The sequence below is a fragment of the Bacillus sp. BD59S genome, from assembly GCF_007363175.1.
GTDB lineage: Bacteria > Bacillota > Bacilli > Bacillales > Bacillaceae_G > Bacillus_A > Bacillus_A pacificus.
Genome location: NZ_CP034686.1, coordinates 3,945,363 through 3,964,366, shown reverse-complemented (window position 1 = coordinate 3,964,366; position 19,004 = coordinate 3,945,363). Strand labels below are relative to the sequence as shown.

34 protein-coding genes and 1 pseudogene are annotated in these 19,004 nt (G+C 33.2%); 27 read left to right on the top strand and 8 right to left on the bottom strand.

Going from position 1 to position 19,004, the window contains the following annotated elements:
• Positions 1–58: 58 nt before the first annotated feature.
• Complete coding sequence (locus tag EKQ63_RS22820) at positions 59–433, top strand: nucleoside 2-deoxyribosyltransferase (protein ID WP_087954293.1); 375 nt, start codon at positions 59–61, stop codon at positions 431–433.
• A 79-nt stretch (positions 434–512) separates the two neighbouring features.
• Positions 513–1,001 (top strand): hypothetical protein, encoded by a 489-nt coding sequence (locus EKQ63_RS22815; protein WP_140421179.1) that lies wholly within the window; start codon positions 513–515, stop codon positions 999–1,001.
• A gap of 35 nt (positions 1,002–1,036) precedes the next feature.
• Here the strand turns inward: EKQ63_RS22815 and EKQ63_RS22810 are convergent, their stop codons facing one another.
• Positions 1,037–1,348 (bottom strand): hypothetical protein, encoded by a 312-nt coding sequence (locus tag EKQ63_RS22810; RefSeq protein WP_029439923.1) that lies wholly within the window; start codon positions 1,346–1,348, stop codon positions 1,037–1,039.
• Positions 1,349–1,601: 253 nt separating this feature from the next.
• Between EKQ63_RS22810 and EKQ63_RS22805 the strand changes: the two genes are divergently transcribed.
• Entirely contained in the window at positions 1,602–1,817 is a 216-nt protein-coding gene (locus tag EKQ63_RS22805) for a DUF3912 family protein (RefSeq protein ID WP_001008331.1), read from the top strand.
• Between the two features lie 87 nt (positions 1,818–1,904).
• The gene (locus tag EKQ63_RS22800; protein WP_088326719.1) at positions 1,905–2,312 is read left to right on the top strand and encodes a hypothetical protein; all 408 of its coding nucleotides are present in this window, start codon (positions 1,905–1,907) and stop codon (positions 2,310–2,312) included.
• Positions 2,313–2,486: 174 nt separating this feature from the next.
• Here the strand turns inward: EKQ63_RS22800 and EKQ63_RS22795 are convergent, their stop codons facing one another.
• The 3 genes from EKQ63_RS22795 to EKQ63_RS22785 form a co-directional block, all read right to left on the bottom strand.
• Positions 2,487–3,881 (bottom strand): L-cystine transporter, encoded by a 1,395-nt coding sequence (locus tag EKQ63_RS22795; RefSeq protein WP_001094339.1) that lies wholly within the window; start codon positions 3,879–3,881, stop codon positions 2,487–2,489.
• A gap of 106 nt (positions 3,882–3,987) precedes the next feature.
• Positions 3,988–4,230 carry a DUF2626 domain-containing protein gene (locus tag EKQ63_RS22790; RefSeq protein ID WP_000440714.1) on the bottom strand — a complete coding sequence of 81 codons (243 nt, stop codon included), beginning with the start codon at positions 4,228–4,230 and terminating at the stop codon, positions 3,988–3,990.
• Between the two features lie 125 nt (positions 4,231–4,355).
• On the bottom strand, positions 4,356–5,051 hold the full coding sequence (locus EKQ63_RS22785; protein WP_000434105.1) for a helix-turn-helix transcriptional regulator: 696 nt from the start codon (positions 5,049–5,051) through the stop codon (positions 4,356–4,358).
• Positions 5,052–5,256: 205 nt separating this feature from the next.
• Here EKQ63_RS22785 and comGA point away from each other — a divergent pair, with 205 nt between their 5' ends.
• The 6 genes and pseudogenes from comGA to EKQ63_RS30525 all read left to right on the top strand — a co-directional run.
• On the top strand, positions 5,257–6,300 hold the full coding sequence (gene comGA, locus EKQ63_RS22780) for a competence protein ComGA (protein ID WP_087954298.1): 1,044 nt from the start codon (positions 5,257–5,259) through the stop codon (positions 6,298–6,300).
• Positions 6,293–7,324, top strand: a complete 1,032-nt coding sequence (gene comGB / locus EKQ63_RS22775) for a comG operon protein ComGB (RefSeq protein ID WP_088326717.1) — start codon at positions 6,293–6,295, stop codon at positions 7,322–7,324. The genes comGA and comGB overlap by 8 nt, the downstream gene beginning before the upstream one ends.
• An 11-nt stretch (positions 7,325–7,335) precedes the next feature.
• Positions 7,336–7,635, top strand: a complete 300-nt coding sequence (gene comGC / locus EKQ63_RS22770) for a competence type IV pilus major pilin ComGC (protein ID WP_001178694.1) — start codon at positions 7,336–7,338, stop codon at positions 7,633–7,635.
• Positions 7,632–8,087: a comG operon protein ComGD gene (gene comGD / locus EKQ63_RS22765; RefSeq protein ID WP_087954300.1), complete on the top strand. Its 456-nt coding sequence runs from the start codon at positions 7,632–7,634 to the stop codon at positions 8,085–8,087. Before comGC ends, comGD begins: the two co-directional genes overlap by 4 nt.
• Positions 8,080–8,382 carry a competence type IV pilus minor pilin ComGE gene (gene comGE, locus EKQ63_RS22760; RefSeq protein WP_143881781.1) on the top strand — a complete coding sequence of 101 codons (303 nt, stop codon included), beginning with the start codon at positions 8,080–8,082 and terminating at the stop codon, positions 8,380–8,382. Before comGD ends, comGE begins: the two co-directional genes overlap by 8 nt.
• Positions 8,352–8,540 (top strand): annotated as a pseudogene (locus EKQ63_RS30525) (prepilin-type N-terminal cleavage/methylation domain-containing protein); the annotation flags it as partial. The gene comGE and the pseudogene EKQ63_RS30525, both read left to right, overlap by 31 nt.
• Positions 8,541–8,682: 142 nt before the next feature.
• Here EKQ63_RS30525 and EKQ63_RS22750 read toward each other — a convergent pair.
• A complete protein-coding gene (locus tag EKQ63_RS22750) occupies positions 8,683–9,852 on the bottom strand; it encodes a site-specific integrase (protein ID WP_143881534.1) in 1,170 nt (389 codons plus the stop codon).
• Positions 9,853–10,021: 169 nt separating this feature from the next.
• On the opposite strand from EKQ63_RS22750, the gene EKQ63_RS30520 reads away from it, so the two are divergent.
• The gene (locus tag EKQ63_RS30520) at positions 10,022–10,147 is read left to right on the top strand and encodes a hypothetical protein (RefSeq protein ID WP_263053821.1); all 126 of its coding nucleotides are present in this window, start codon (positions 10,022–10,024) and stop codon (positions 10,145–10,147) included.
• Between the two features lie 42 nt (positions 10,148–10,189).
• Here EKQ63_RS30520 and EKQ63_RS22745 read toward each other — a convergent pair whose 3' ends face one another.
• Together EKQ63_RS22745 and EKQ63_RS22740 are read right to left on the bottom strand one after the other, a co-directional pair.
• Positions 10,190–10,558, bottom strand: a complete 369-nt coding sequence (locus EKQ63_RS22745; protein WP_143881533.1) for a hypothetical protein — start codon at positions 10,556–10,558, stop codon at positions 10,190–10,192.
• 192 nt (positions 10,559–10,750) lie between these two features.
• On the bottom strand, positions 10,751–11,095 hold the full coding sequence (locus EKQ63_RS22740) for a helix-turn-helix domain-containing protein (RefSeq protein ID WP_143881532.1): 345 nt from the start codon (positions 11,093–11,095) through the stop codon (positions 10,751–10,753).
• 494 nt (positions 11,096–11,589) lie between these two features.
• On the opposite strand from EKQ63_RS22740, the gene EKQ63_RS22735 reads away from it, so the two are divergent.
• The 3 genes from EKQ63_RS22735 (at position 11,590) to EKQ63_RS30515 (ending at position 13,169) form a co-directional block, all read left to right on the top strand.
• Positions 11,590–12,732, top strand: a complete 1,143-nt coding sequence (locus EKQ63_RS22735) for an AimR family lysis-lysogeny pheromone receptor (protein ID WP_143881531.1) — start codon at positions 11,590–11,592, stop codon at positions 12,730–12,732.
• A 32-nt stretch (positions 12,733–12,764) separates the two neighbouring features.
• Positions 12,765–12,917, top strand: a complete 153-nt coding sequence (locus EKQ63_RS30005; RefSeq protein ID WP_190240624.1) for a hypothetical protein — start codon at positions 12,765–12,767, stop codon at positions 12,915–12,917.
• Positions 12,918–13,046: 129 nt separating this feature from the next.
• A complete protein-coding gene (locus EKQ63_RS30515) occupies positions 13,047–13,169 on the top strand; it encodes a hypothetical protein (RefSeq protein WP_263053820.1) in 123 nt (40 codons plus the stop codon).
• Between the two features lie 13 nt (positions 13,170–13,182).
• Here EKQ63_RS30515 and EKQ63_RS22730 read toward each other — a convergent pair whose 3' ends face one another.
• Positions 13,183–13,527 carry a helix-turn-helix domain-containing protein gene (locus EKQ63_RS22730; RefSeq protein WP_074602597.1) on the bottom strand — a complete coding sequence of 115 codons (345 nt, stop codon included), beginning with the start codon at positions 13,525–13,527 and terminating at the stop codon, positions 13,183–13,185.
• A gap of 254 nt (positions 13,528–13,781) precedes the next feature.
• Here EKQ63_RS22730 and EKQ63_RS22725 point away from each other — a divergent pair, with 254 nt between their 5' ends.
• Genes EKQ63_RS22725 through EKQ63_RS22675 form a run of 13 tightly spaced genes read left to right on the top strand, consistent with a single transcriptional unit; the run spans position 13,782 to position 18,970 of the window.
• On the top strand, positions 13,782–14,060 hold the full coding sequence (locus tag EKQ63_RS22725) for a helix-turn-helix domain-containing protein (protein ID WP_143881530.1): 279 nt from the start codon (positions 13,782–13,784) through the stop codon (positions 14,058–14,060).
• The gene (locus EKQ63_RS22720) at positions 14,023–14,754 is read left to right on the top strand and encodes an ORF6C domain-containing protein (RefSeq protein WP_143881529.1); all 732 of its coding nucleotides are present in this window, start codon (positions 14,023–14,025) and stop codon (positions 14,752–14,754) included. The genes EKQ63_RS22725 and EKQ63_RS22720 overlap by 38 nt, the downstream gene beginning before the upstream one ends.
• A gap of 33 nt (positions 14,755–14,787) precedes the next feature.
• Positions 14,788–15,048 carry a hypothetical protein gene (locus EKQ63_RS22715; RefSeq protein WP_000626615.1) on the top strand — a complete coding sequence of 87 codons (261 nt, stop codon included), beginning with the start codon at positions 14,788–14,790 and terminating at the stop codon, positions 15,046–15,048.
• Between the two features lie 12 nt (positions 15,049–15,060).
• Positions 15,061–15,225: a hypothetical protein gene (locus EKQ63_RS30000; RefSeq protein WP_190240623.1), complete on the top strand. Its 165-nt coding sequence runs from the start codon at positions 15,061–15,063 to the stop codon at positions 15,223–15,225.
• 29 nt (positions 15,226–15,254) lie between these two features.
• Positions 15,255–15,431, top strand: a complete 177-nt coding sequence (locus tag EKQ63_RS29995) for a hypothetical protein (RefSeq protein ID WP_000364156.1) — start codon at positions 15,255–15,257, stop codon at positions 15,429–15,431.
• Positions 15,432–15,436: 5 nt separating this feature from the next.
• Complete coding sequence (locus EKQ63_RS22710) at positions 15,437–16,285, top strand: phage replisome organizer N-terminal domain-containing protein (protein ID WP_000852573.1); 849 nt, start codon at positions 15,437–15,439, stop codon at positions 16,283–16,285.
• Positions 16,227–17,102 (top strand): DnaA ATPase domain-containing protein, encoded by an 876-nt coding sequence (locus EKQ63_RS22705; RefSeq protein WP_143881528.1) that lies wholly within the window; start codon positions 16,227–16,229, stop codon positions 17,100–17,102. Before EKQ63_RS22710 ends, EKQ63_RS22705 begins: the two co-directional genes overlap by 59 nt.
• A gap of 34 nt (positions 17,103–17,136) precedes the next feature.
• Positions 17,137–17,331 carry a hypothetical protein gene (locus tag EKQ63_RS22700; protein WP_143881527.1) on the top strand — a complete coding sequence of 65 codons (195 nt, stop codon included), beginning with the start codon at positions 17,137–17,139 and terminating at the stop codon, positions 17,329–17,331.
• A 16-nt stretch (positions 17,332–17,347) separates the two neighbouring features.
• The gene (locus EKQ63_RS22695; protein WP_073543801.1) at positions 17,348–17,626 is read left to right on the top strand and encodes an AbrB/MazE/SpoVT family DNA-binding domain-containing protein; all 279 of its coding nucleotides are present in this window, start codon (positions 17,348–17,350) and stop codon (positions 17,624–17,626) included.
• A complete protein-coding gene (locus tag EKQ63_RS22690; RefSeq protein WP_143881526.1) occupies positions 17,619–17,978 on the top strand; it encodes a cell division protein SepF in 360 nt (119 codons plus the stop codon). The genes EKQ63_RS22695 and EKQ63_RS22690 overlap by 8 nt, the downstream gene beginning before the upstream one ends.
• 18 nt (positions 17,979–17,996) lie before the next feature.
• The gene (locus tag EKQ63_RS22685) at positions 17,997–18,164 is read left to right on the top strand and encodes a DUF3954 domain-containing protein (RefSeq protein ID WP_000717826.1); all 168 of its coding nucleotides are present in this window, start codon (positions 17,997–17,999) and stop codon (positions 18,162–18,164) included.
• Positions 18,165–18,189: 25 nt separating this feature from the next.
• The gene (locus EKQ63_RS22680; RefSeq protein WP_074565272.1) at positions 18,190–18,441 is read left to right on the top strand and encodes a helix-turn-helix domain containing protein; all 252 of its coding nucleotides are present in this window, start codon (positions 18,190–18,192) and stop codon (positions 18,439–18,441) included.
• 19 nt (positions 18,442–18,460) lie between these two features.
• Positions 18,461–18,970 (top strand): dUTP diphosphatase, encoded by a 510-nt coding sequence (locus EKQ63_RS22675; RefSeq protein WP_143881525.1) that lies wholly within the window; start codon positions 18,461–18,463, stop codon positions 18,968–18,970.
• Positions 18,971–19,004: the final 34 nt, after the last annotated feature.

Here is a 19,004-nt window from a genome sequence, read left to right as displayed (position 1 = left end):
TTATAGCAAATAACGCTAAAATGGAGTTTCCCCTTATATAATGAGGGAGTGTATATAAATGAATTTTTATATCGCCTCAGGATTCCAAAATAAACACCTTGTACGTTCTATAGCAAATGAACTGAAACATGCAGGATGGCACCATACATATGATTGGACAAGAAATGAAAGAGCGGTGAATCAAGATCAATTAAGAGAAATTGGTCAGGCAGAAAAGAATGCTATTAAAGAAGCGGATGTATTTTTACTTATATTAGATGGTGGAAACGGTAGCCACACAGAGTTTGGAATGGCGATTGCGCTAGAGAAAAATATATATGTATATCATGAAGGAAACCTGCTCCAAACAACGTTCTATCATTTGCCAGAAATAAATATTTTTGGAGGAGATGCAGCAGAATTTGCATCTTATGTTATGAATCATGTGAAATAATAGTAACTGTCTACAAGGTTATAAAAGTGATCTTTTGGGTACAGTGATGATAAGAAATGTATATAAAGGAGTACATAATATGAAATTAGAAAATGGATGGGAAACGAGTTTTTTAGAAGTCGTACAAAATAGTGAATTCAAGAAAGATGCGCAGCTTAACCAATTACTTTTTGCAGATAGTGAAGAAGTAGAAGAGCTTGTTGATGATTATGGTTATGAAGAAATCATTGATCGCGAACATGATGATGAATTAGCTCATATTTTAGGAGAAGAACTTTTTAGTGAGATGGAACGACACGTATTCTTATCTTCACAGCCAGAAGAAAAACTTATTTCATTTGTAAATGGATTAGGTTTTCATGTGTTAGATTGGATCGTTCTTCTTGAAACAGAATTTGGCATTGATAGTGCACACTTTACGTCAGACGCCGTGAAAACGTTAGAAAAGCGTTTCAGACAATTTCCATACATAGAGGACAAGACAATTTTTGATATGACATTTGGAGAAGCAATGGATGTATTAGAGTCCATTACGGGATTACAGCTGAAGGAAAAGATGAACGTATAATGTAAAAAAAGAACGTGAGGCTATCACGTTCTTTTTTACATTATAATAATTTTATCATCTAGTTTTGTTTGTCCGCTAAGAAGTGCGTTTAAATATTCCACTTTTCTTATACAGGCTTGTATATGTCTTTCAACCTCTTGTAACTCTCCTTGGTGATGCGTTTCAATAGGATGAATTTGTACGTTGAATTTTTCAAATTGACTACTATACGTTATTTCTGCATAGCCGCTCATAATATCGGTTTCGTTATGAAATAAAAATTGCTTCGTTTTGTCACAGAATGATACATTCTGAAAGCCATATACTTTTAATGCTTCAATTACTTTTTTAATCATTTTTGTATTCATTTTTTTAACCCTCTTTACGAAGTTCTACTTATACATTATAACATAAAAAATTACATAGAAAGCGCTTCCAAGTGTATTTTATTATAAACTTTACGTTTCAATCACAAAAATGAAACAAAGAAAAAATAATTGTAAAGAAGGAAGGACTCTTTTATTGTTTCGTCATATATATAGAGAAATAGTGCAATGAAAGGAAATTTTCAGAGGTGGAGATCGTATTTCCAATTTGAGCGCAGTAAAAGAGGTGAAGATCTTGAACTTTGATATTGTAGGACAAAAAGCATATATAAAAGATGGACCGCATCGGAACCGAATTGGAATTGTAAAGAAAAACGAGACAAAATTAGAATCGCAGTTTGCTATTGTAATTGGAGAACAAATCATTGAAGTAGAGCTAAAGGATATCGTGTTAGTTGGAGTAGACGTAGGACAATTTCATAAATGGTGCGAACAAAATGGTTATTTGTGAAAAGGACGGGCTGTGAGATAATGAAATATATGTGAGGAAAGAGAATATGTTATTGTATTCTCTTTTTCTATGTGTAAGGAGACGGAGATGAAGTATACAGAAAGAGATTTTACATTGGAGTTAAAAGAGAAGATTCAATGCATGGAGAATGAAATAGAGAGAATATCATTTAAACTTTTTAAAGATTATTCACATTTGTACATAGAAAAAAACATGGAATTATTTATAGAACTCATCAGAGATAAAGAACATCCTTTTGAAACAGGATATTCTTCATCCATTTCGATAGCTGTATTAGATGAAGAAGGAAAGATGATTGAATTTTATACAGTTCCTATCTGGGAATGTTGTAGTTATTTTTTAGGAGTACCGCTTCAAATAAGGTATTGGGGAAGTAAGTTAAGTGGTGAACTTGTTGATGAATCTTATTGTGAGATAGAGGAGGAGTTAAAGGAGCGGTTGGAGGAGTTTTTACAGTTTGCAGATGAGGAATAATAGTTAGTCTTTAGTTTATAATTAATAGTTATTAAAAAAATGAAAAACGGTGTAATTTCTTTATATCTATACATAGTGTTTGAAACAATATGTTATGCCTTATGTATAAAAGATAAAGAGGAAGATGAAAAGAACTAAAAAAGGACGCTAACAAAACTGTTAGCGTCCTTTTTATTATGAAGCAATTTCACCAGTTTTTGTATCATCTTGGTTGTACGTATCTTGATCTAATTCACCAAGCCATTTACTAGAAATAAGACCTGCTGTCATAGAACCACTTACGTTAAGAGCTGTACGCCCCATATCGATTAATGGTTCAACTGAGATAACAAGAGCAACAATACCGATTGGTAAGTTCATTGTAGATAGTACGATTAATGCTGCGAATGTTGCACCGCCACCAACACCGGCAACACCGAATGAGCTAATCGCAACGACAGCGATTAAAGTTAAAATAAATTGTGGTTGTAATGGATCGATTCCTACAGTTGGAGCGACCATCATTGCAAGCATTGCTGGATAAATACCTGCGCAACCGTTTTGACCGATAGATACTCCGAATGATGCTGCGAAGTTAGCGATTCCTTCAGAAATACCAAGTTTTTCTTTTTGCGCTTCAATATTTAATGGCATTGCGCCAGCACTAGAGCGAGATGTGAATGCAAATGTTAATACAGGGAACACCTTTTTCAAATATTGAATTGGATTTAAACCAGATAGAGCAATTAATAATAAGTGGATAACGAACATTACGATAAGTGCCACGTAAGACGCTAACACGAAGTTACCAAGTTTTAAAATAGCATTTATATCGCTACCAGCAACTGTTTTTGCCATAAGAGCTAATACGCCGTATGGAGTAAGACGTAAAATTAATGTTACCATACGCATTACAATTGCATATACAGCATCAAGCATTTTCTTAAATAGCTCTGCTTGTTCTGGATATTTTCGTTTTACACCTATAAAGGCGATGCCGATAAAGGCTGCAAATATTACAACAGAAATTGTTGATGTTGGACGAGCGCCTGTTAAATCAAGAAATGGATTTGTAGGCAATAGTTCTAATAATTTATCTGGAATTGTTGTTTTTTCAATAGAAGTAAATCTTTCTTCAACTAGCTTCAGACGAGCAGATTCTGCATCACCTTGTTGTAGGCCTGTTGCAGATACATCAAATCCTGCACTTGCAGCGATACCGACAGCTGCAGCAATTCCTGTAGTAAGAATTAAAATTCCGATAATAAGACCACTAATTTTACCAAGGTTTTTCGTTAACTGTAATTTTGTAAATGCTGAAATAATAGATACTAAAATAAGTGGCATAACGATCATTTGAAGTAATTTCACATAACCGTTACCGATTAAGCCAAACCAAGTATTTGATTCAATAATTACTTTAGAAGTTGGCTCATAAATAAATTGTAATATAAGACCAAAGATAATTCCGACTCCTAAAGCGGTAAATACGCGTTTATTAAAAGATACATGCTTACGTTGCATATAATATAATACGCCAACTAAAATGAGCATGACTGCAACGTTAATTCCGACAAGCAGTGTATTCATGTTGATTCCCCCTAATTCCAATCTGTTATATAGAATATAAGGTAATAAAACCTATAAGTCAACTAGGAGATTGCGGAATTAAAAAAAGATGGCAAAATGCCATCTTTTAATGTCCAGCCCCAGGGACAAGTAAAAACGTCGTGTAGTATGTAAATCCTATGAAGAAAACAGTTAAATATGCCCCAAATACGTATATATACATACGCTCTGTTAAATTTAAATAGCTTAAAAGTACGAAGAATCCTGTTTGTCCTAAAAATAGTAGTGCGGTCGAGTGCATATCCCCTACATAAAACATAACCGAGAAAATTCCAGTCCAAAAGCCGAGAACGCGAAACATGCGCTCCATGCCATCTCCCTCCTTTTCTAAAAAAAGTAAACCTCACTTCATTATAGTTTATTTTTCTTACTATTGTAAATATTCGTTCATATAAAAAGAAGCCAATTATAATTGGCTTCTTTTTATATGAGAGATTAAATTGTTAGTTTATAATTACAAGATTTACATCCATCTAGTAAACTATCGTTTCGTGTTAATTCCGTGTTAGGGAATAGGATTTCAAAAATCCCTTTCATCATATCTCCGTGCATATTACAAATTTCAGTTGGGTGATGGACAGCAACTTCTTTAAATGGACAATTGTGTACATCATAGAAAATTTTCGTTCCATCTGCACTTAATTCAAATGCAGGTGATAAGCCAGCTGTCGAAAAGGCTTCTTTTGCAATTTGAATTTTTTGTTCAACTGTTAAGGCATCTTCACTCACATTTAAACGCTGCATATGTTGTTGCATTAATTCGGCCCCGAATTGTTTCCCTGTTTCGTAGAGCGCTTTTTCACCAGCAGCACCAAGGCTAAGTAAAGAATTAAACGCGATTCTTGCTAACAATTGATAGTCACGGAATGGGAATTGTAATTGGATAACATCTTCAGATAATACATATAATCTGCTTGGTCGTCCGCCTTTTCCAGTTTTCTTCGTTTCAGATTTCAGCATATGAACATCTTCTAATTTAGATAAATGTAAACGCGCTACGTTTGGATGAATGTCAAACTCATCTGCAATTTCCTGTACAGTTACGTAACTATGTTTTTGAGAAATATATTTATAAATGTAATAACGAGTTGGGTCAGCTAAAACACCTGTAATTTTTAAAGCTTGTTCCATGAGGATCTCCACCTTTATCACTTTATCCAAGATAATAACATTATAATACAGATAAACATGGGTATAGGTAATTTTAGACAATAATTCGGAAATTGTTCATAATTTCACAAACATATTTTTCCTTTTTCATCTAGTGAAAATGCAAAAATACCGATTTTTCAGATGGATTTCTTCATGCTATATACATAGTGGGGAGGGAAAAATGATGAATGGAATTGAAAGCTTTGCGAATATGATTTTGAAAGAGGCGTGTAGGGTACAAGCTTCGGATTTACATATTGTGCCCCGGAAGAAGGATGTAGCGGTTCAACTGCGTATAGGAAAAGATTTAATGACGAAACAATACATTGAAAAGGAATTTGGAGAAAAACTTGTTTCACACTTTAAATTTTTAGCATCCATGGATATAGGAGAGAGGCGGAAACCACAAAACGGTTCACTGTATTTACAAATAGATGGACAAGAAGTGTATTTACGCCTTTCCACGCTTCCAACCGTATATCAAGAAAGTCTCGTTATTCGTCTTCATTTACAAGCATCTATTCAGCCGTTATCTCATCTTTCGTTATTTCCAAGTACAGCGAAGAAACTACTTTCTTTTTTACATTATTCTCATGGATTACTCGTCTTTACGGGACCGACTGGTTCAGGAAAGACAACAACAATGTATGCATTATTAGAAGTAATTAGAAAAAAGAAAACACGTCGCATCGTTACGCTGGAAGATCCAGTTGAAAAAAGAAATGACGATGTATTACAAATTCAAATAAATGAAAAAGCAGGTATAACATATGAGGCGGGACTGAAGGCTATTTTACGTCATGATCCAGATATTATTTTAGTCGGTGAAATTCGTGATGAAGAAACAGCAAAAATCGCTATAAGAGCAAGTTTGACTGGCCATTTAGTAATGACGACACTGCATACGAATGATGCGAAAGGAGCAATACTTCGGTTTATGGACTTTGGCATAACAAGGCAAGAGATTGAACAATCTTTATTGGCTATAGCTGCACAGCGACTTGTTGAATTGAAGTGTCCGTTTTGCAAAAGAAAGTGCTCAACTGTATGTAAATCAATGAGGCAAGTAAGGCAAGCGAGTATTTATGAGTTGTTATATGGGTATGAATTAAAACAAGCGATTAAAGAAGCAAACGGGGAATGTGTCACGTACAAGCATGAGACATTAGAGTCTTCGCTGCGAAAAGGGTACGCTTTAGGATTTTTAGAAGAGGATGTTTATGTTTAAGAAAATATGGAGTTTAAGTGATCAAGTAATATTACTGAAACGATTAGGAGAACTATTAGAAAAAGGATATTCTCTTTTGCAGGCATTAGAATTTTTACGGTTTCAATTACCTTTAGAAAAGAAAGTACAATTGCAGCGCATGATTGATGGATTAAAAAATGGAAAAAGTCTACACGATTCTTTTCATCAATTAAAGTTTCATCAGGAGATGTTAAGCTATTTATTTTATGCCGAGCAACATGGTGATATTTCTTTTGCGTTGCAACAAGGGAGTGCACTTCTTTATAAAAAGGATAAGTATAGGAAAGATATGATGAAAATAATGCAGTATCCTATGTTTTTGGCGTTCTTTTTAATAATCATGATTTTGATTTTTAACCGCATTTTATTACCACAGGTTGACATGGTATATAGTTCATTTGGTTCTACAGCACCGTTATTCACAGAACAAATATTAAGTACAATTAAGCTACTCCCCTACCTTATTTTTAGCACTATTTTTATTGTTATGGTGGGTTGTAGTGTATATATATTGTACTTTCGGAAACTCCCGCATATGAAGCAGATAAAAATTATGCTTCGTATTCCCCTCATAAAAACATTTCTTATTTTAAAGCATTCGCATTATTTCGCTACTCAATTGAGCGGCTTATTACACGGAGGACTATCAGTACTTGAGGCTCTAACAATAATGATGGAGCAAAAATATCATCCGTTCTTTCAGTATGAAGCGGGCCGAATTAAACACCAATTAATTGCGGGAGAACCGTTGCAATCTATTATTGCTAAAAGCGGATATTATGAGGAAGAACTTTCTTATATTATTACACATGGCCAAGCAAACGGTAATTTGGCGATTGAATTAGGTGATTATAGTGATCTGATTATGGAAAAGATGGAGCAAAAAATTAAACGTATGTTAGTGATTATTCAACCAATTTTATTTACGTGTATTGGAGCAATAGTCGTTCTTATGTATTTAGCGATGATTATGCCAATGTTTCAAATGATGAATTCTATATAGGAGGCATTTACATGCAGAATGAGGAAGGGTTTACCCTTTTAGAAATGTTATTAGTTATGGTCGTCATCACTGTATTATTACTATTAATTATTCCGAATGTAGTTACGCAGCGTTCATCCGTCGAAGGAAAAGGATGTAAAGCCTATGTGAAATCTATAGAAGCGCAAATACAAGTATATCAACTACAACATAATAAAATTCCCTCGCTAAAAGAGCTAATTGATGGGAAATATATTACAAAGGATGAGTGTCCGAATGGTGAAGCTATTCATATTTCCAATGATGGCACAGTAACAAGTGGGAAACTGTGAAGCAAAAAGGTTTTACCCTTTTAGAAATGCTACTCGTTTTATTTGCAATTTCTGTACTAAGTATGGTCACGTATTTTAACGTATACTCCTTATATGAAAAACAAAAAATTGAACAATTTTTAAGACAGTTTTCAAATGATATTTTGTATATGCAACAATTAGCCATAAACCGTCAAAAACACTATACATTACGATGGCATAAAGATAGACATATGTATTATATAGGGGAATCGAGTACGGATCTTTCTATCATTAAAAGAGAATATGATAGCGATATACAATTGGATTTGAATACTTTTCCAAATCCGATGACATATAATCCGAGTGGAAATATTAATAGAGGTGGCACGATTTTACTTTCGTATCAAAGTTATAAATATGAGATTGTATTCCAGCTTGGAAGAGGGAGATTTACGTATCGTGAAATGTCAAAAAGGGTCAGTGATGGCTGAAATGCTTGTAGTATTAAGTATAGTAATGATGATGGTATCTTTACTACTTCCTCAGACAGTATTGATTATGCAAGAACGAAAAAACATACAAATTCATTATAAGGCATTTGTATTATTAAAAAAAGAAGCAGCTTTATATATGTATGAGAATGAGGCAAAACAACAGAAAGAAAAAGTCATAAACGGAAATGTATATTACACATATTGGGGAGGAAATGAAGTTTGTACGATGTGGAAAGATGTGAAAGGAAAAATGATGGAACAATGCTTTTATGCGGGAGAAAAAATGAATTAGAAGTTGGATTTACATTAATTGAAATGATCGTATGTTTTTTTCTGTTATCACTGTTCTTTTTACTCTTACCACGTTTAAACTTTATTGGAATAGAAAACAAGCAATCAAAAGGGTTAAATAATTGGGAATGGGATGTGTTTGTAGGACAGATGCAATTAATTATTTTCCTTGTCTTAATTATAATTTAGTTAATCATGAAATATGTTGATACATAAGGGTTTTGCGGGTTTGTTTTCAGTTAGTTAGGAAGGGAGGAACTTTTTATAAAAACTGATTTGCCCCGCTTTTGCCCCGCTTTTTCTAAAAAATAAATTCTTGCCCCACATAAGCTTCGTATTTACTTTGTTCATTTTCTATTATTTTAGGTGTGACATGAGAATAAATATTAGAAGTAATTTCGATATTTTTATGCCCCAATCTTTCTTGGATATATTTCATTTCTACTCCAGCTTCTAAAAGAAGAACAGCATGAGTATGTCTTAATCCATGAACACTGATTTGAGGTAATTCTGCATTTTTTAGAATACGATCTAAAACATTTTTCAATGTTGATTTTGGTATTGGTTTACCTGTAGTTGTAAATACAAAATCAAAAGTCTTATCATACCTAGCACCGAGTTTTAGCTTGCACTCATTTTGATAAGTTTTAAATGTTTTTAGTACAGAGACAAGTCTATCTGATATAGTAATTGAACGCACAGAATCATAAGTTTTTGTTTTACCTATTAGGTCTTTACTATTCTTCTGTCCTGCAGGAGTATAAGCGTGATAATTTATAGTTCTATCGATGTGAATCATTTTGTTATCTAAATCAATATTTGTGTCCCACTCTAATGCTGTCGCTTCGCCTTTACGCATACCAGTTTCTACTAAAGTATAAAATAATACATAATATATCATTTTGTCTTTGTGAGTTGTATTTAGTAATTTCGATACTTGTTCTTTTGTTAGATAGTTTTCTTTTATAGAATGTTGGTTGAAACGATCTGCAGCAATTAGAATCCTGTTTGTGAAATCCTTGTAAACCATTTCTAAATCAATAGCGCGTTTTATCGCATTTGACATTGTTGAATTAACAATTTCTACTGTTCGTTTGGAATAACCTTTGTTTATAAGGTGATTAATAAATTTTTGGTATTCAATTTTATTCATATCCGCTAATTTGATGTTTTTAAAATACGGGATTATGTGATTGTTAATATTGTTTTTATGGAGAATATAAGTGCTTTGCCCCACTTTTCCTTTTTTATAAGTCTCTAGCCACTCAATTAGATATTCACTTAATAGAGTTTTTTTGCTGTCAGCAGCCATTCCGTGGAACAATTGACGCTCTCTTTCATTAGCATGAAAGGTAGCTTCTTTTTTTGAATCAAAACCACCTTTACTGATTTCTCTTTTCTTTCCGGTAGTTTTATCGACATATCGGATTCGATATTCCCATTTTTTGCCCCGCTTTCTGAAAGTCGCCATATAAAATCCTCCTTATATCGTGACATAGCAATTGATGTGGGATATGTCACTGTCAAACTTAATTAGAATAATATCACGATAACCTAATTACTGTAAAAGAAAACTTACATATGTAGAACATGCGTGCTAAAATGCTTATATATTCATAATAAGAAAGGTGGATGGAAAGATGAAGAGTTTTGCTGGAGAACCAGGTGGTCACGAAATAACTGATCCAGGAGGATGGTCATCATTATATGGACCAGGTGGTGGAATGGGTAAACAAAAGTTATTTGGACCTGGCACTGGGGTATAACAAAAAAGACACTTTTTAAGTGTCTTTTTTTTGTAGATAAAATCAGTATTTTGTTACTTCACTATTTTTTGATTTTGTATCATTTGCTTTATTTTCAATGTTCATTGAGACAAAAATAACAACAAATAGTATTACAAATGAAACAATCACTATTCCCCAAGTTATAGCGGACCTCATGAAAATTGGTTTTTTTCTCTTTTTATTAATTAACCAAATAATTAATAATACTATTGATGTAAAAAGTGCAATTATACCGAACCAAGCTATCGTTCCACCGACCACTTGACCTAGAGCATATGCTGTTCTATATTCAGAGTCTCCAAATTCAATACTATTATAGATCCCCCTAATAAAAAGTATAGCTAGTATTCCTATACTAACTAAAATAAATATTTTATTAGATATTTTCATTTTTAGTCCTCCAAGTATATAAAATGTAAGATTTCTGAAGATAGCATAGCAAATATAATATTAGTAAATTGTTATATTGTGTCGAATGAACAAATATAAAAGAGAGCTAAATAGCTCTCTTACTCAAATTGTAAAAAGAAGAAATTTTTACAATTTGAAATTGGAAATGATTTCTTTTATTATGAAATCAAATCATAGTATTTCATTATTCTCACCAAGGAAACGTACATAATAATCTAGTTGTTTGCAGAAGTTTTTTCTTTGATTTTCAGATAACACCCCATATGTTTTCTGAACGCCAATCAAAGTATTATGTAACATTTCATCATCCGAATTATCAGTGCGACCTGTAAGCACATCTAGTGTTACATTGAAATAGGAAGCGAGGCGAAATAATGTAGTGAGATCAGGCTCAGAAAAACCATTTTCGTAATTGTTTATTTGGCTTCTACTAAGGTTTAGTTCATGAGCTAAATCTTCTTGCCTTAACGAACGACTTTTTCTTAACGTTTTTAAAGTTTCACTAAATGTCTTCATAGTACAAGTATAATTATAGACATATTGATATACTATAAATGATAGATTTATTGTCATTTATGTTATCGTGATAGAAAAACTATTTAAAACTTAAAATAAAATAGAACAAAAGTTCGGTTTTGTGGTAAAATATGCATATGAGGTCTTCATACGTTAAATGCATAATTGCATATTTATTTTTATTTAATTTGAGATACGTTGATATATAACGCTTTTTCAACTTTCTCAATAATTATCTGATAACAACACGACTGAATTTTGGAAAAAATGTGATATTATGATAATAATAAAATAAACGGACGTAAAAAAGACTCACAGCGTGTATAAGTAGTGTTAGCGCACTCTTACACCGCTTTCCCTAATCCGGCTAGGGAAAACACTTACTGCAAGTCTTACATAAATTATAACACATCATTTGAATGTAGTGACGCGTTTTCCTTTAAAAGTTAAAAATGGGTTTAACGTGTCTTTTTGTTCCGGCAAGGAGGAGCAAAATGAAACTGTTATTGGAAAAGATGCATGAAGATTTAAAGTCAAACGGTTACACCAACCGTAAATTAGCGGCGCTATTTAATGTTAGTCATACGACAGTTAATAGCTATTTTTCTCAAGGTACTAAATTTGATTTCATGCACTATGTTGAAACATTACGATTATATGAACCTAAGAATATTAATTTTCGAAGAGAGTCATTATTGAAGTCGTTTAATGACTTATCTCCCAATAACGAAAGATTAGGACTTGAAGTATTAAATATGTATGGAGAATTTGAACTACAAAAAAAATTAATTTCTAAGATCCAAAATAATACAGAAACGAATAAAAATGCGAGATTGAATAAAAAGGTGGCAGAAGTATATCAGTTGTTAGCGTTACGTAATGAAGGATTTATAAATAAACACGAATTCTTTCGGGCGGTAGATGATTTTCGAAATTCACGAAAAATATCGACTAATGAATTGAAAATAATTTCTGATTTCGCGTTAATATACTCGCATCTAGATTTTAACGATCACAAAATGGTTTTAAAATACACCAAGCAATTGATGCCATATATTGATGAAATCAAAAAAGGAACTTTGAAAACATCTTTTACATTAAGGGCTAAAGAGATGTTAGCTACAAGTAACCATCACGCAAATGATTTAGAACAAGCAAGAAAATATTGCTGTGAAATTGTAAATGATCCTTTGAATAAATATGAGTGCATGAAAGCTTTAGCATACTGTATTTTAGGTGAAACTTATATTTTAGAGGATTACAATATTGCTAAGTATTATTTTGAACAAGGGATATCAACGTTGGATTCTCCGTCAAATCGTAAAAGTATAGTAAGAAAAAAAGCAATAGAGAATACTCTTAATTTCCTAAAGATTTATTGGAGAATGGATTTAGAAAAAATAAGACCTACAGATAAGGCTGAAGAAGCATTTTTATATGCTGTAACCGGTCGTGAGGAGAAATCCTTATTATTGTTAGACGAATTAGAAAAAGAAAATAAAAAACTAAGTCCTATACAAAAATATTACAAAGGCCTAGCTACTGGGGAAGAAAATTATTTCAAAGAATCAATAGAAGATTTTGAAAGATTAGGGGATTTTTTCTATTCCAGACTACCAAGAGAGTGCTTAAAATGATATAATTGTGGTATGAAAAGGAGTGATTTTATTTGAAGTTAAAGGCTATCAAAATAGCAATAACAGCAGCAATTATTGCTTCTATTGGCTTCATGCCAACCAAAAATGATAAAGAGGTAACACAACAATCTCAAACTCCAATTGAATATAGAATGATGGTCGATCCTGGTGCTGGAGGCGGCTGAAAATAAAGAATGACGCTATCATAGAGATAGCGTCATTCGTGCTTTATAAGGGATGGAAAGTAAATGACCGAATGGTCGAAAGCTTTCCACGATGTGTATAACTAAAAGAGGATGCAGGGGGAAAGGCAAATGAAAGAAATGATAACGCAAGTTTTATTAATAGAAAAAGCTGAAGGGGTAAATGTAAATCATTTACGCGATTTATTAAAAGAACTTGCTGAACAGGAAAAAGAACGAAATAAAACTCCGTAGACAATTATTAGTCTCACGGAGTTTTATTTTTAGATATAAAGTTTTGTATTGTTGATTTAAATAACTCTTTGTTGTCCTCGGAAAGTTGGTTAATCAGTTTCATCCATTCATTAGTTTCTTTGTGTATTTCTTCTGTTTCTTTAACTGTTAATTTTTGATGCATCGATCTTCCTAATAAATAATCAATAGAAACCTCGTATATGTCTGCTAATTTGGTTAATGTCTCATAATCAGGTTTACGTCTTCCTGATTCATAACTAGATAAAGTTGCTTTATTCACGTCTAATTTTTCTGAGATGAAAGTCTGCGTATAACCTTTCTTTTCACGACACGCTTTCAATCTTTCGTTTAAGTTCATAATTTTATTATTCCCCTTTATAAATAATATCCCATTACTAATGTGCATTGCCTTAATTTAAGGTGTGTTACACTGCCTTCTCGTGTGTTGCAAAACTTTTGCTTAATTACAGTATATATACTTTTTGACAACTTTTCACTATCTGTAAAAAAATATTTAACAAAATGACAAAATAGGGTTTACATTTGCGAAATGACAACCTATAATGAAATCAAGAAGTTGTCAAAACGACAACGACAGGAGGTGAAGCGGATATGACTTTTGGAAGTAGAGTCCGGGATATTCGCAAACAAAAGAATATTACTCAAGAAAAATTAGCTAAGAAGCTTGATTTCAGCCACGCTTCAGCTATTTCTTTCATAGAAAATGGCAAGAGAAGATTAGATGCAGAAAAGATACCTACCTTAGCGAATGCGCTTGGAGTATCAATAGATGAACTTTTTTTTACTCAAAAAGTTGTCAAAATGACAACTGAAGAAGTGGAGGAAGAAGAAAATGAATCAATTACAAGTTGCGTATCATCCAGTAAGTGAGTTCGTTTTTATGGAAAGAAATCAAGTGGTTACAGACAGTTTAACGATGGCTCAAATGTTTGGAAAAGAACATAAAAATGTAATTCGAGATATCGAGGTTCAGCTAGAAAAATTGATAGAAGCAAACGAAACGGAGTGGGGGCAGCTCAACTTTGAGCCTACCCAATACCAGCATTATCAAAATAAACAATGGTATCCAAAGTTCAATCTTACAGAAGATGCATTCGCGATTGTTGCAATGAGTTACATAACACCAGAAGCAATGAAAATGAAAATTAAGTTCTTACAAGAATTCAAGCGAATGAAAGAACACATTCAAAAGTTACAGCAACAACCTAAAAGTGTTGAGGATGCAATTATCTACAGTATGACTGAACTAAAACAAATAAAATCACGACAAGATCATACAGAAGAAGAAATGAACAAAATGAAACTTCTAGTAGATAACGAATTATGGCTTACTGAGCAACATAAAGGAGCTGTACAACGAAAAGTAAAACAACGTGTTTTTGAACTGAAAAAAGAAGGATATGATAACGCATCGTATCAGGGGATATATGGCGCGTTGAAAAGACATTTTGGTGTAGCTAAATACGATAAAATTCCAAGGAAATATTATCAAAATGCTATGAAATTTATCGCAGGATGGTATCCCCCAGAAAGACCTAGGGCATTAAATGATTATATTTCTTAATAGATAAAATTTTATAGAAAGGGAGATATGAAAATGATTAGTGTTCAAGTCGATGAAAAAGAAGTAAGAAATCTTTATCTTGCAAAAGTTGAAGAAGTAGTTAAAGAAATCGATGCGGAGTTAGTATATTGGGATGCTAATGAATTGAAACGAAGAACTTGTATGGGATGGAATACCATTCAAAAAACATTCTTTTTTGATCCTAGATTTCCGAAACACAAAGTAGGAGGTAAATGGTATTTCCCAGCTCAACAAGTAAAAGAATTCTTGTTGCAATGGATATCTGAACAATAAGGAGGTGATTTAGTGGAAGATACAACATCATTAGTAGCATTCGCAGTGTTTATAGCATTTAGTGTATTGCTACTTTACATTACTTACGAACCGATAAGAAGATGGGCCTGGAGTGATGTAAAACAAAATAAAAAGACCCACGGCAATGGGTCCTTTAGTAAAAATAAGTTGTTATAAGTATATCACGGAAAGTAGGGAAATAGTACATGGATTTAATCGAATATCAAGTGCTATTACCTAATAAGTTTTGGGATTTGGCAAAAAGCAAAGATGAATTAAAACGAATGATTGAAAAGTACTTTAAGGTTGGGTATCCACATTATGAAATACAACGCATTATCCAAAGTGGACAAGCATATGTGGCAGTTTGTACGAGGAGGTAAATATAATGGCAGAAGTTAAATGGATAAAGCTTTCAACAAGTATGTTTGAGGATGAAAAAATACGTTTAATTGAGAGCATGCCTGAAGCTGATACCTTATTGATTATATGGATTAGATTATTAGCGCAAGCCGGGAAAACAAATGCGAGTGGGTACATTTTTCTTAGTAAAAACATTCCTTATTCAGATGAAATGCTTGCAACTCTATTCAATAGACCAATTGCGACAGTAAGGTTGGCGCTTCAAACATTTCAGCAATTTGGAATGATTGAGATAACAGAGGATCAGTACATTTGTATTTCGAATTGGGAAAAACACCAAAACGTTGATGGATTAGAAAAAATCCGTGAACAAAATCGATTACGCAAACAAAAACAGAGAGAAAAACTTAAATTAGAGATGTCACGTGACGGTCACGAGACAATCACGCGAAGTCACGCAACAGATATAGAAGAAGATAAAGAATTAGATATAGATAAAGAAAAAGATAAAAAGAAGAAAGAAAAACCTTCTCGTCACAAGTTTGAAACTTGCGACACCAACGGGGCTAAGTATTTGTTTGAGAAAATTAAGGGAAATAACCCTAAACAAAAAGAACCGAACTTTGATTCTTGGGCAAATGATTTTAGATTGATGCGTGAAAAGGATAACCGTGAATTAAAAGAGATTAAAGATGTTATTGATTGGTGCCAAGCTGATCCATTCTGGCAAGGTAACATTTTATCTCCTAAAAAGCTACGTGAAAAGTTTGATCAACTAACTATTCAAATGAATTCTAAAAAAGGAGTGAAAAATAATGATCCAATTGCAAGCAACGGAGCAATTTACTACAACGAAACTGAATTTGACTTCTAATCTATGTGAAGTTTGTGAAGAAAAAGGAATTAAACAACGAACAATGATATTTCAAGGTGAGGAAGTTTGTCCTAAGTGTTATTTACAAAAAGATCACGATAGATTGTATGCAGAATGCAACAAGTATTACAAAGGCGAAGAGGAACGGAGAAGAAAAGCTTATTTTCATAATCATAGTTTAATCAGTGACCCAACAATTATGAATGCAACATTTGAAAATTTTATACCTGAATGTGAGGAAGAAGAGAGAAATAAAGCTCAAGCCGTAAAACATGCCCATAACTTTATAAGTGATATGAAATATACATTAGTAGCTTCTGGAGATGCAGGAAGAGGAAAAAGTCATTTAATGCATGCCATAGCTGAAGAAATTAATGAGAACGGAACGCAAACCGTATTGTTTATAAGTGAGAGTGTTTTATTCAAAAAATTAAAAGCTACATTCAAAAGAGATTCTGAGTTATCTGAGGATGATTACTTACAAAAGATAATTGACGCGGATGTAGTGATATTTGATGATTTCGGTTCAACTTTAGGCGATTACAGAGATATCAATTTGAAAGCACTAGAATTTCACAATAAAAAAGGCGAAGGGAATATTACCGATCTCCAAAGAGCAACAAAATATATGAACGATACTTATATGACAATTTTTGATGGTAGACAAGGAAAGTCTAATGGAATTGCTACAAATTTAGTAGGTGCAGCAATCACATATTGTTATGACCAACGAATCACATCTAGGATACTTGGTTGCAAATCAGCCATGACCTTTAAAAACACACCTGATAGACGTAAGAAATCTTTACCTTTCTGATAAGTAAATCTATTAAAAATAAGGAGGAATAACGATGTGTGTATTATGCCGTAATACAGGAATTATTCGTAAAGAAACTTATCCAGGTGTAATTGAAACGAACGGTTGTAATTGTGAGGTAGCAAAACAACAGCAAGAAGAAAACGATAAGCGTTGGCAAGCATGGTTAATAAAATTTGAATCAATGAAACAAGAATTAGAAAGAAATAAACAGCAAAAAGCTAGTTAACAAGGGGGAGAAAGCTATGAAAAATACAGGTGTTGCAAGAAAAGTGGATGAGCTAGGGCGAGTGGTAATTCCAATAGAGTTACGCAGAAATTTGGGGATTATTGAAGGAACGGCACTAGGCTTTCATGTCGAGGGTGAAAACATTGTTTTAAGAAAACAAGAAAAGTCATGCTTTGTAACAGGTGAAGTTTCTGAATCAAACATGGAATTGCTGGACGGACGAATGTTTTTGAGCAAGGAAGGGGCAACTGAATTGCTGGACATTCTTGAAAAGAGTGTGAAGGTACATGCCTAAGCAATTGAATATTTTCGATGTAGAGCCAGCGATTTGCGAGTTTGATGTAATGAAAGCAAATGTAAAAAAAGGAGCTGGACGCGTTACATATGCAGATGTACGTGTCCAAGTTCCGAGAAATGCAAAGGGTACGGATGAACTACCACGCACAACTAAACAAGATGATCGCTATGACATCTTTGAACAATATGTAATGGCAATTTGGAGATTTCAAAGAGCTGTAGATAAAGTCTTTAGTTGGGATACAGCGGAAGAGTTATGTAAGGCAGCAAGAGATAAAAAAGAAATTATCCCGGTAAGGATTTACTTAGGAAGTGGTTTTAAACCTGATGTTGTCGAGTACATGCGGTAGTAAAGAGGAGAGGGACATATGAAAAAAATAGAAATTGATGTTAGCAGCAACAAGCTTTTAATAGTGAAGGATGGAAATGTAACAGCAGTAAATCCACCAATGAGTGGATTTGGTGAGCAAGTCGCGGTTTGGGTCAACGGTAAAGTTGATCGTGTGGATACTAAGTTTACTGAAAAGATAAAATAATCATTTTTAGAAAGTAGGTTCGCTTATGAGTGTAGCAAGAAATCATGAGGCGATGAAGGAATCGAGGTTGAAAATTTACATCGCTTTAGAAGAAGCTAACTTCATTTGGGATGAAAGAGATGTAATTCGTTTTCGTGAAATGTGGAATCAAGGTATGAGTTTACCAGAGATGGCAGAAGCATTAAGGAGACACCAAGCGGAAGTTGCGCTCCTTGTAATAGATCAGGCTGATAAGTATTTAATTGAAAATCGTCCGATAGGATTAGGAATTTGCTAAATAGGAAGGGGAAATCAAAATGAACTTAACTAAAATATTCGGAATGCAAAAGGTGTTAGATACAAGAATCATCAAGGAACACGGATTAGAAGGGCAAAATTTATTTTACAATATGATTCTTGCTTTACAGGTTGAAATTGGAGAACTTGCAAATGAAACAAGATGTTTTAAGCATTGGAGCAATAAAGGTCCTAGTGAAAAAGAAGTCATTTTAATGGAGTATGTAGATGGATTTCATTTTATAGCTTCATTAGGGAATGGTATCGAATTTAATCCTAATGAATATAGTTTTAAGTCATTAGAACATAATGCAAACGTCTATACCGCAAGTACTTTAGTCAATCAATTTAACAATGTATATGAAGCTGTATCGGAATTTCGTGCAACTCAAGACATTGAGCTTTATGAGGAATTATTGTACTCGTTCTTAGGGTTAGGTAAGAAATTAGGATTCACATTTGAAGAGATTGAGCAAGGTTATTACAAAAAGAATGAAGTGAACCATCAGCGCCAGGATAACGGATATTAAGACAAAATTTGAATTTTATTAAAATAAATATTGA

Excerpts from the sequence above, each read along its gene's own strand:
- EKQ63_RS22820 (WP_087954293.1), top strand. The coding sequence starts at position 59 with ATGAATTTTTATATCGCCTCAGGATTCCAAAATAAACACCTTGTACGT.
- EKQ63_RS22815 (WP_140421179.1), top strand. The coding sequence starts at position 513 with ATGAAATTAGAAAATGGATGGGAAACGAGTTTTTTAGAAGTCGTACAA.
- EKQ63_RS22810 (WP_029439923.1), bottom strand. The coding sequence starts at position 1,348 with ATGAATACAAAAATGATTAAAAAAGTAATTGAAGCATTAAAAGTATAT.
- EKQ63_RS22800 (WP_088326719.1), top strand. The coding sequence starts at position 1,905 with ATGAAGTATACAGAAAGAGATTTTACATTGGAGTTAAAAGAGAAGATT.
- EKQ63_RS22795 (WP_001094339.1), bottom strand. The coding sequence starts at position 3,881 with ATGAATACACTGCTTGTCGGAATTAACGTTGCAGTCATGCTCATTTTA.
- EKQ63_RS22790 (WP_000440714.1), bottom strand. The coding sequence starts at position 4,230 with ATGGAGCGCATGTTTCGCGTTCTCGGCTTTTGGACTGGAATTTTCTCG.
- EKQ63_RS22785 (WP_000434105.1), bottom strand. The coding sequence starts at position 5,051 with ATGGAACAAGCTTTAAAAATTACAGGTGTTTTAGCTGACCCAACTCGT.
- comGA (WP_087954298.1), top strand. The coding sequence starts at position 5,257 with ATGAATGGAATTGAAAGCTTTGCGAATATGATTTTGAAAGAGGCGTGT.
- comGB (WP_088326717.1), top strand. The coding sequence starts at position 6,293 with ATGTTTAAGAAAATATGGAGTTTAAGTGATCAAGTAATATTACTGAAA.
- comGC (WP_001178694.1), top strand. The coding sequence starts at position 7,336 with ATGCAGAATGAGGAAGGGTTTACCCTTTTAGAAATGTTATTAGTTATG.
- comGE (WP_143881781.1), top strand. The coding sequence starts at position 8,080 with ATGGCTGAAATGCTTGTAGTATTAAGTATAGTAATGATGATGGTATCT.
- EKQ63_RS22750 (WP_143881534.1), bottom strand. The coding sequence starts at position 9,852 with ATGGCGACTTTCAGAAAGCGGGGCAAAAAATGGGAATATCGAATCCGA.
- EKQ63_RS30520 (WP_263053821.1), top strand. The coding sequence starts at position 10,022 with ATGAAGAGTTTTGCTGGAGAACCAGGTGGTCACGAAATAACTGATCCA.
- EKQ63_RS22745 (WP_143881533.1), bottom strand. The coding sequence starts at position 10,558 with ATGAAAATATCTAATAAAATATTTATTTTAGTTAGTATAGGAATACTA.
- EKQ63_RS22740 (WP_143881532.1), bottom strand. The coding sequence starts at position 11,095 with ATGAAGACATTTAGTGAAACTTTAAAAACGTTAAGAAAAAGTCGTTCG.
- EKQ63_RS22735 (WP_143881531.1), top strand. The coding sequence starts at position 11,590 with ATGAAACTGTTATTGGAAAAGATGCATGAAGATTTAAAGTCAAACGGT.
- EKQ63_RS30515 (WP_263053820.1), top strand. The coding sequence starts at position 13,047 with ATGAAAGAAATGATAACGCAAGTTTTATTAATAGAAAAAGCTGAAGGG.
- EKQ63_RS22730 (WP_074602597.1), bottom strand. The coding sequence starts at position 13,527 with ATGAACTTAAACGAAAGATTGAAAGCGTGTCGTGAAAAGAAAGGTTAT.
- EKQ63_RS22725 (WP_143881530.1), top strand. The coding sequence starts at position 13,782 with ATGACTTTTGGAAGTAGAGTCCGGGATATTCGCAAACAAAAGAATATT.
- EKQ63_RS22720 (WP_143881529.1), top strand. The coding sequence starts at position 14,023 with ATGAATCAATTACAAGTTGCGTATCATCCAGTAAGTGAGTTCGTTTTT.
- EKQ63_RS22715 (WP_000626615.1), top strand. The coding sequence starts at position 14,788 with ATGATTAGTGTTCAAGTCGATGAAAAAGAAGTAAGAAATCTTTATCTT.
- EKQ63_RS29995 (WP_000364156.1), top strand. The coding sequence starts at position 15,255 with ATGGATTTAATCGAATATCAAGTGCTATTACCTAATAAGTTTTGGGAT.
- EKQ63_RS22710 (WP_000852573.1), top strand. The coding sequence starts at position 15,437 with ATGGCAGAAGTTAAATGGATAAAGCTTTCAACAAGTATGTTTGAGGAT.
- EKQ63_RS22705 (WP_143881528.1), top strand. The coding sequence starts at position 16,227 with ATGATCCAATTGCAAGCAACGGAGCAATTTACTACAACGAAACTGAAT.
- EKQ63_RS22700 (WP_143881527.1), top strand. The coding sequence starts at position 17,137 with ATGTGTGTATTATGCCGTAATACAGGAATTATTCGTAAAGAAACTTAT.
- EKQ63_RS22695 (WP_073543801.1), top strand. The coding sequence starts at position 17,348 with ATGAAAAATACAGGTGTTGCAAGAAAAGTGGATGAGCTAGGGCGAGTG.
- EKQ63_RS22690 (WP_143881526.1), top strand. The coding sequence starts at position 17,619 with ATGCCTAAGCAATTGAATATTTTCGATGTAGAGCCAGCGATTTGCGAG.
- EKQ63_RS22685 (WP_000717826.1), top strand. The coding sequence starts at position 17,997 with ATGAAAAAAATAGAAATTGATGTTAGCAGCAACAAGCTTTTAATAGTG.
- EKQ63_RS22680 (WP_074565272.1), top strand. The coding sequence starts at position 18,190 with ATGAGTGTAGCAAGAAATCATGAGGCGATGAAGGAATCGAGGTTGAAA.
- EKQ63_RS22675 (WP_143881525.1), top strand. The coding sequence starts at position 18,461 with ATGAACTTAACTAAAATATTCGGAATGCAAAAGGTGTTAGATACAAGA.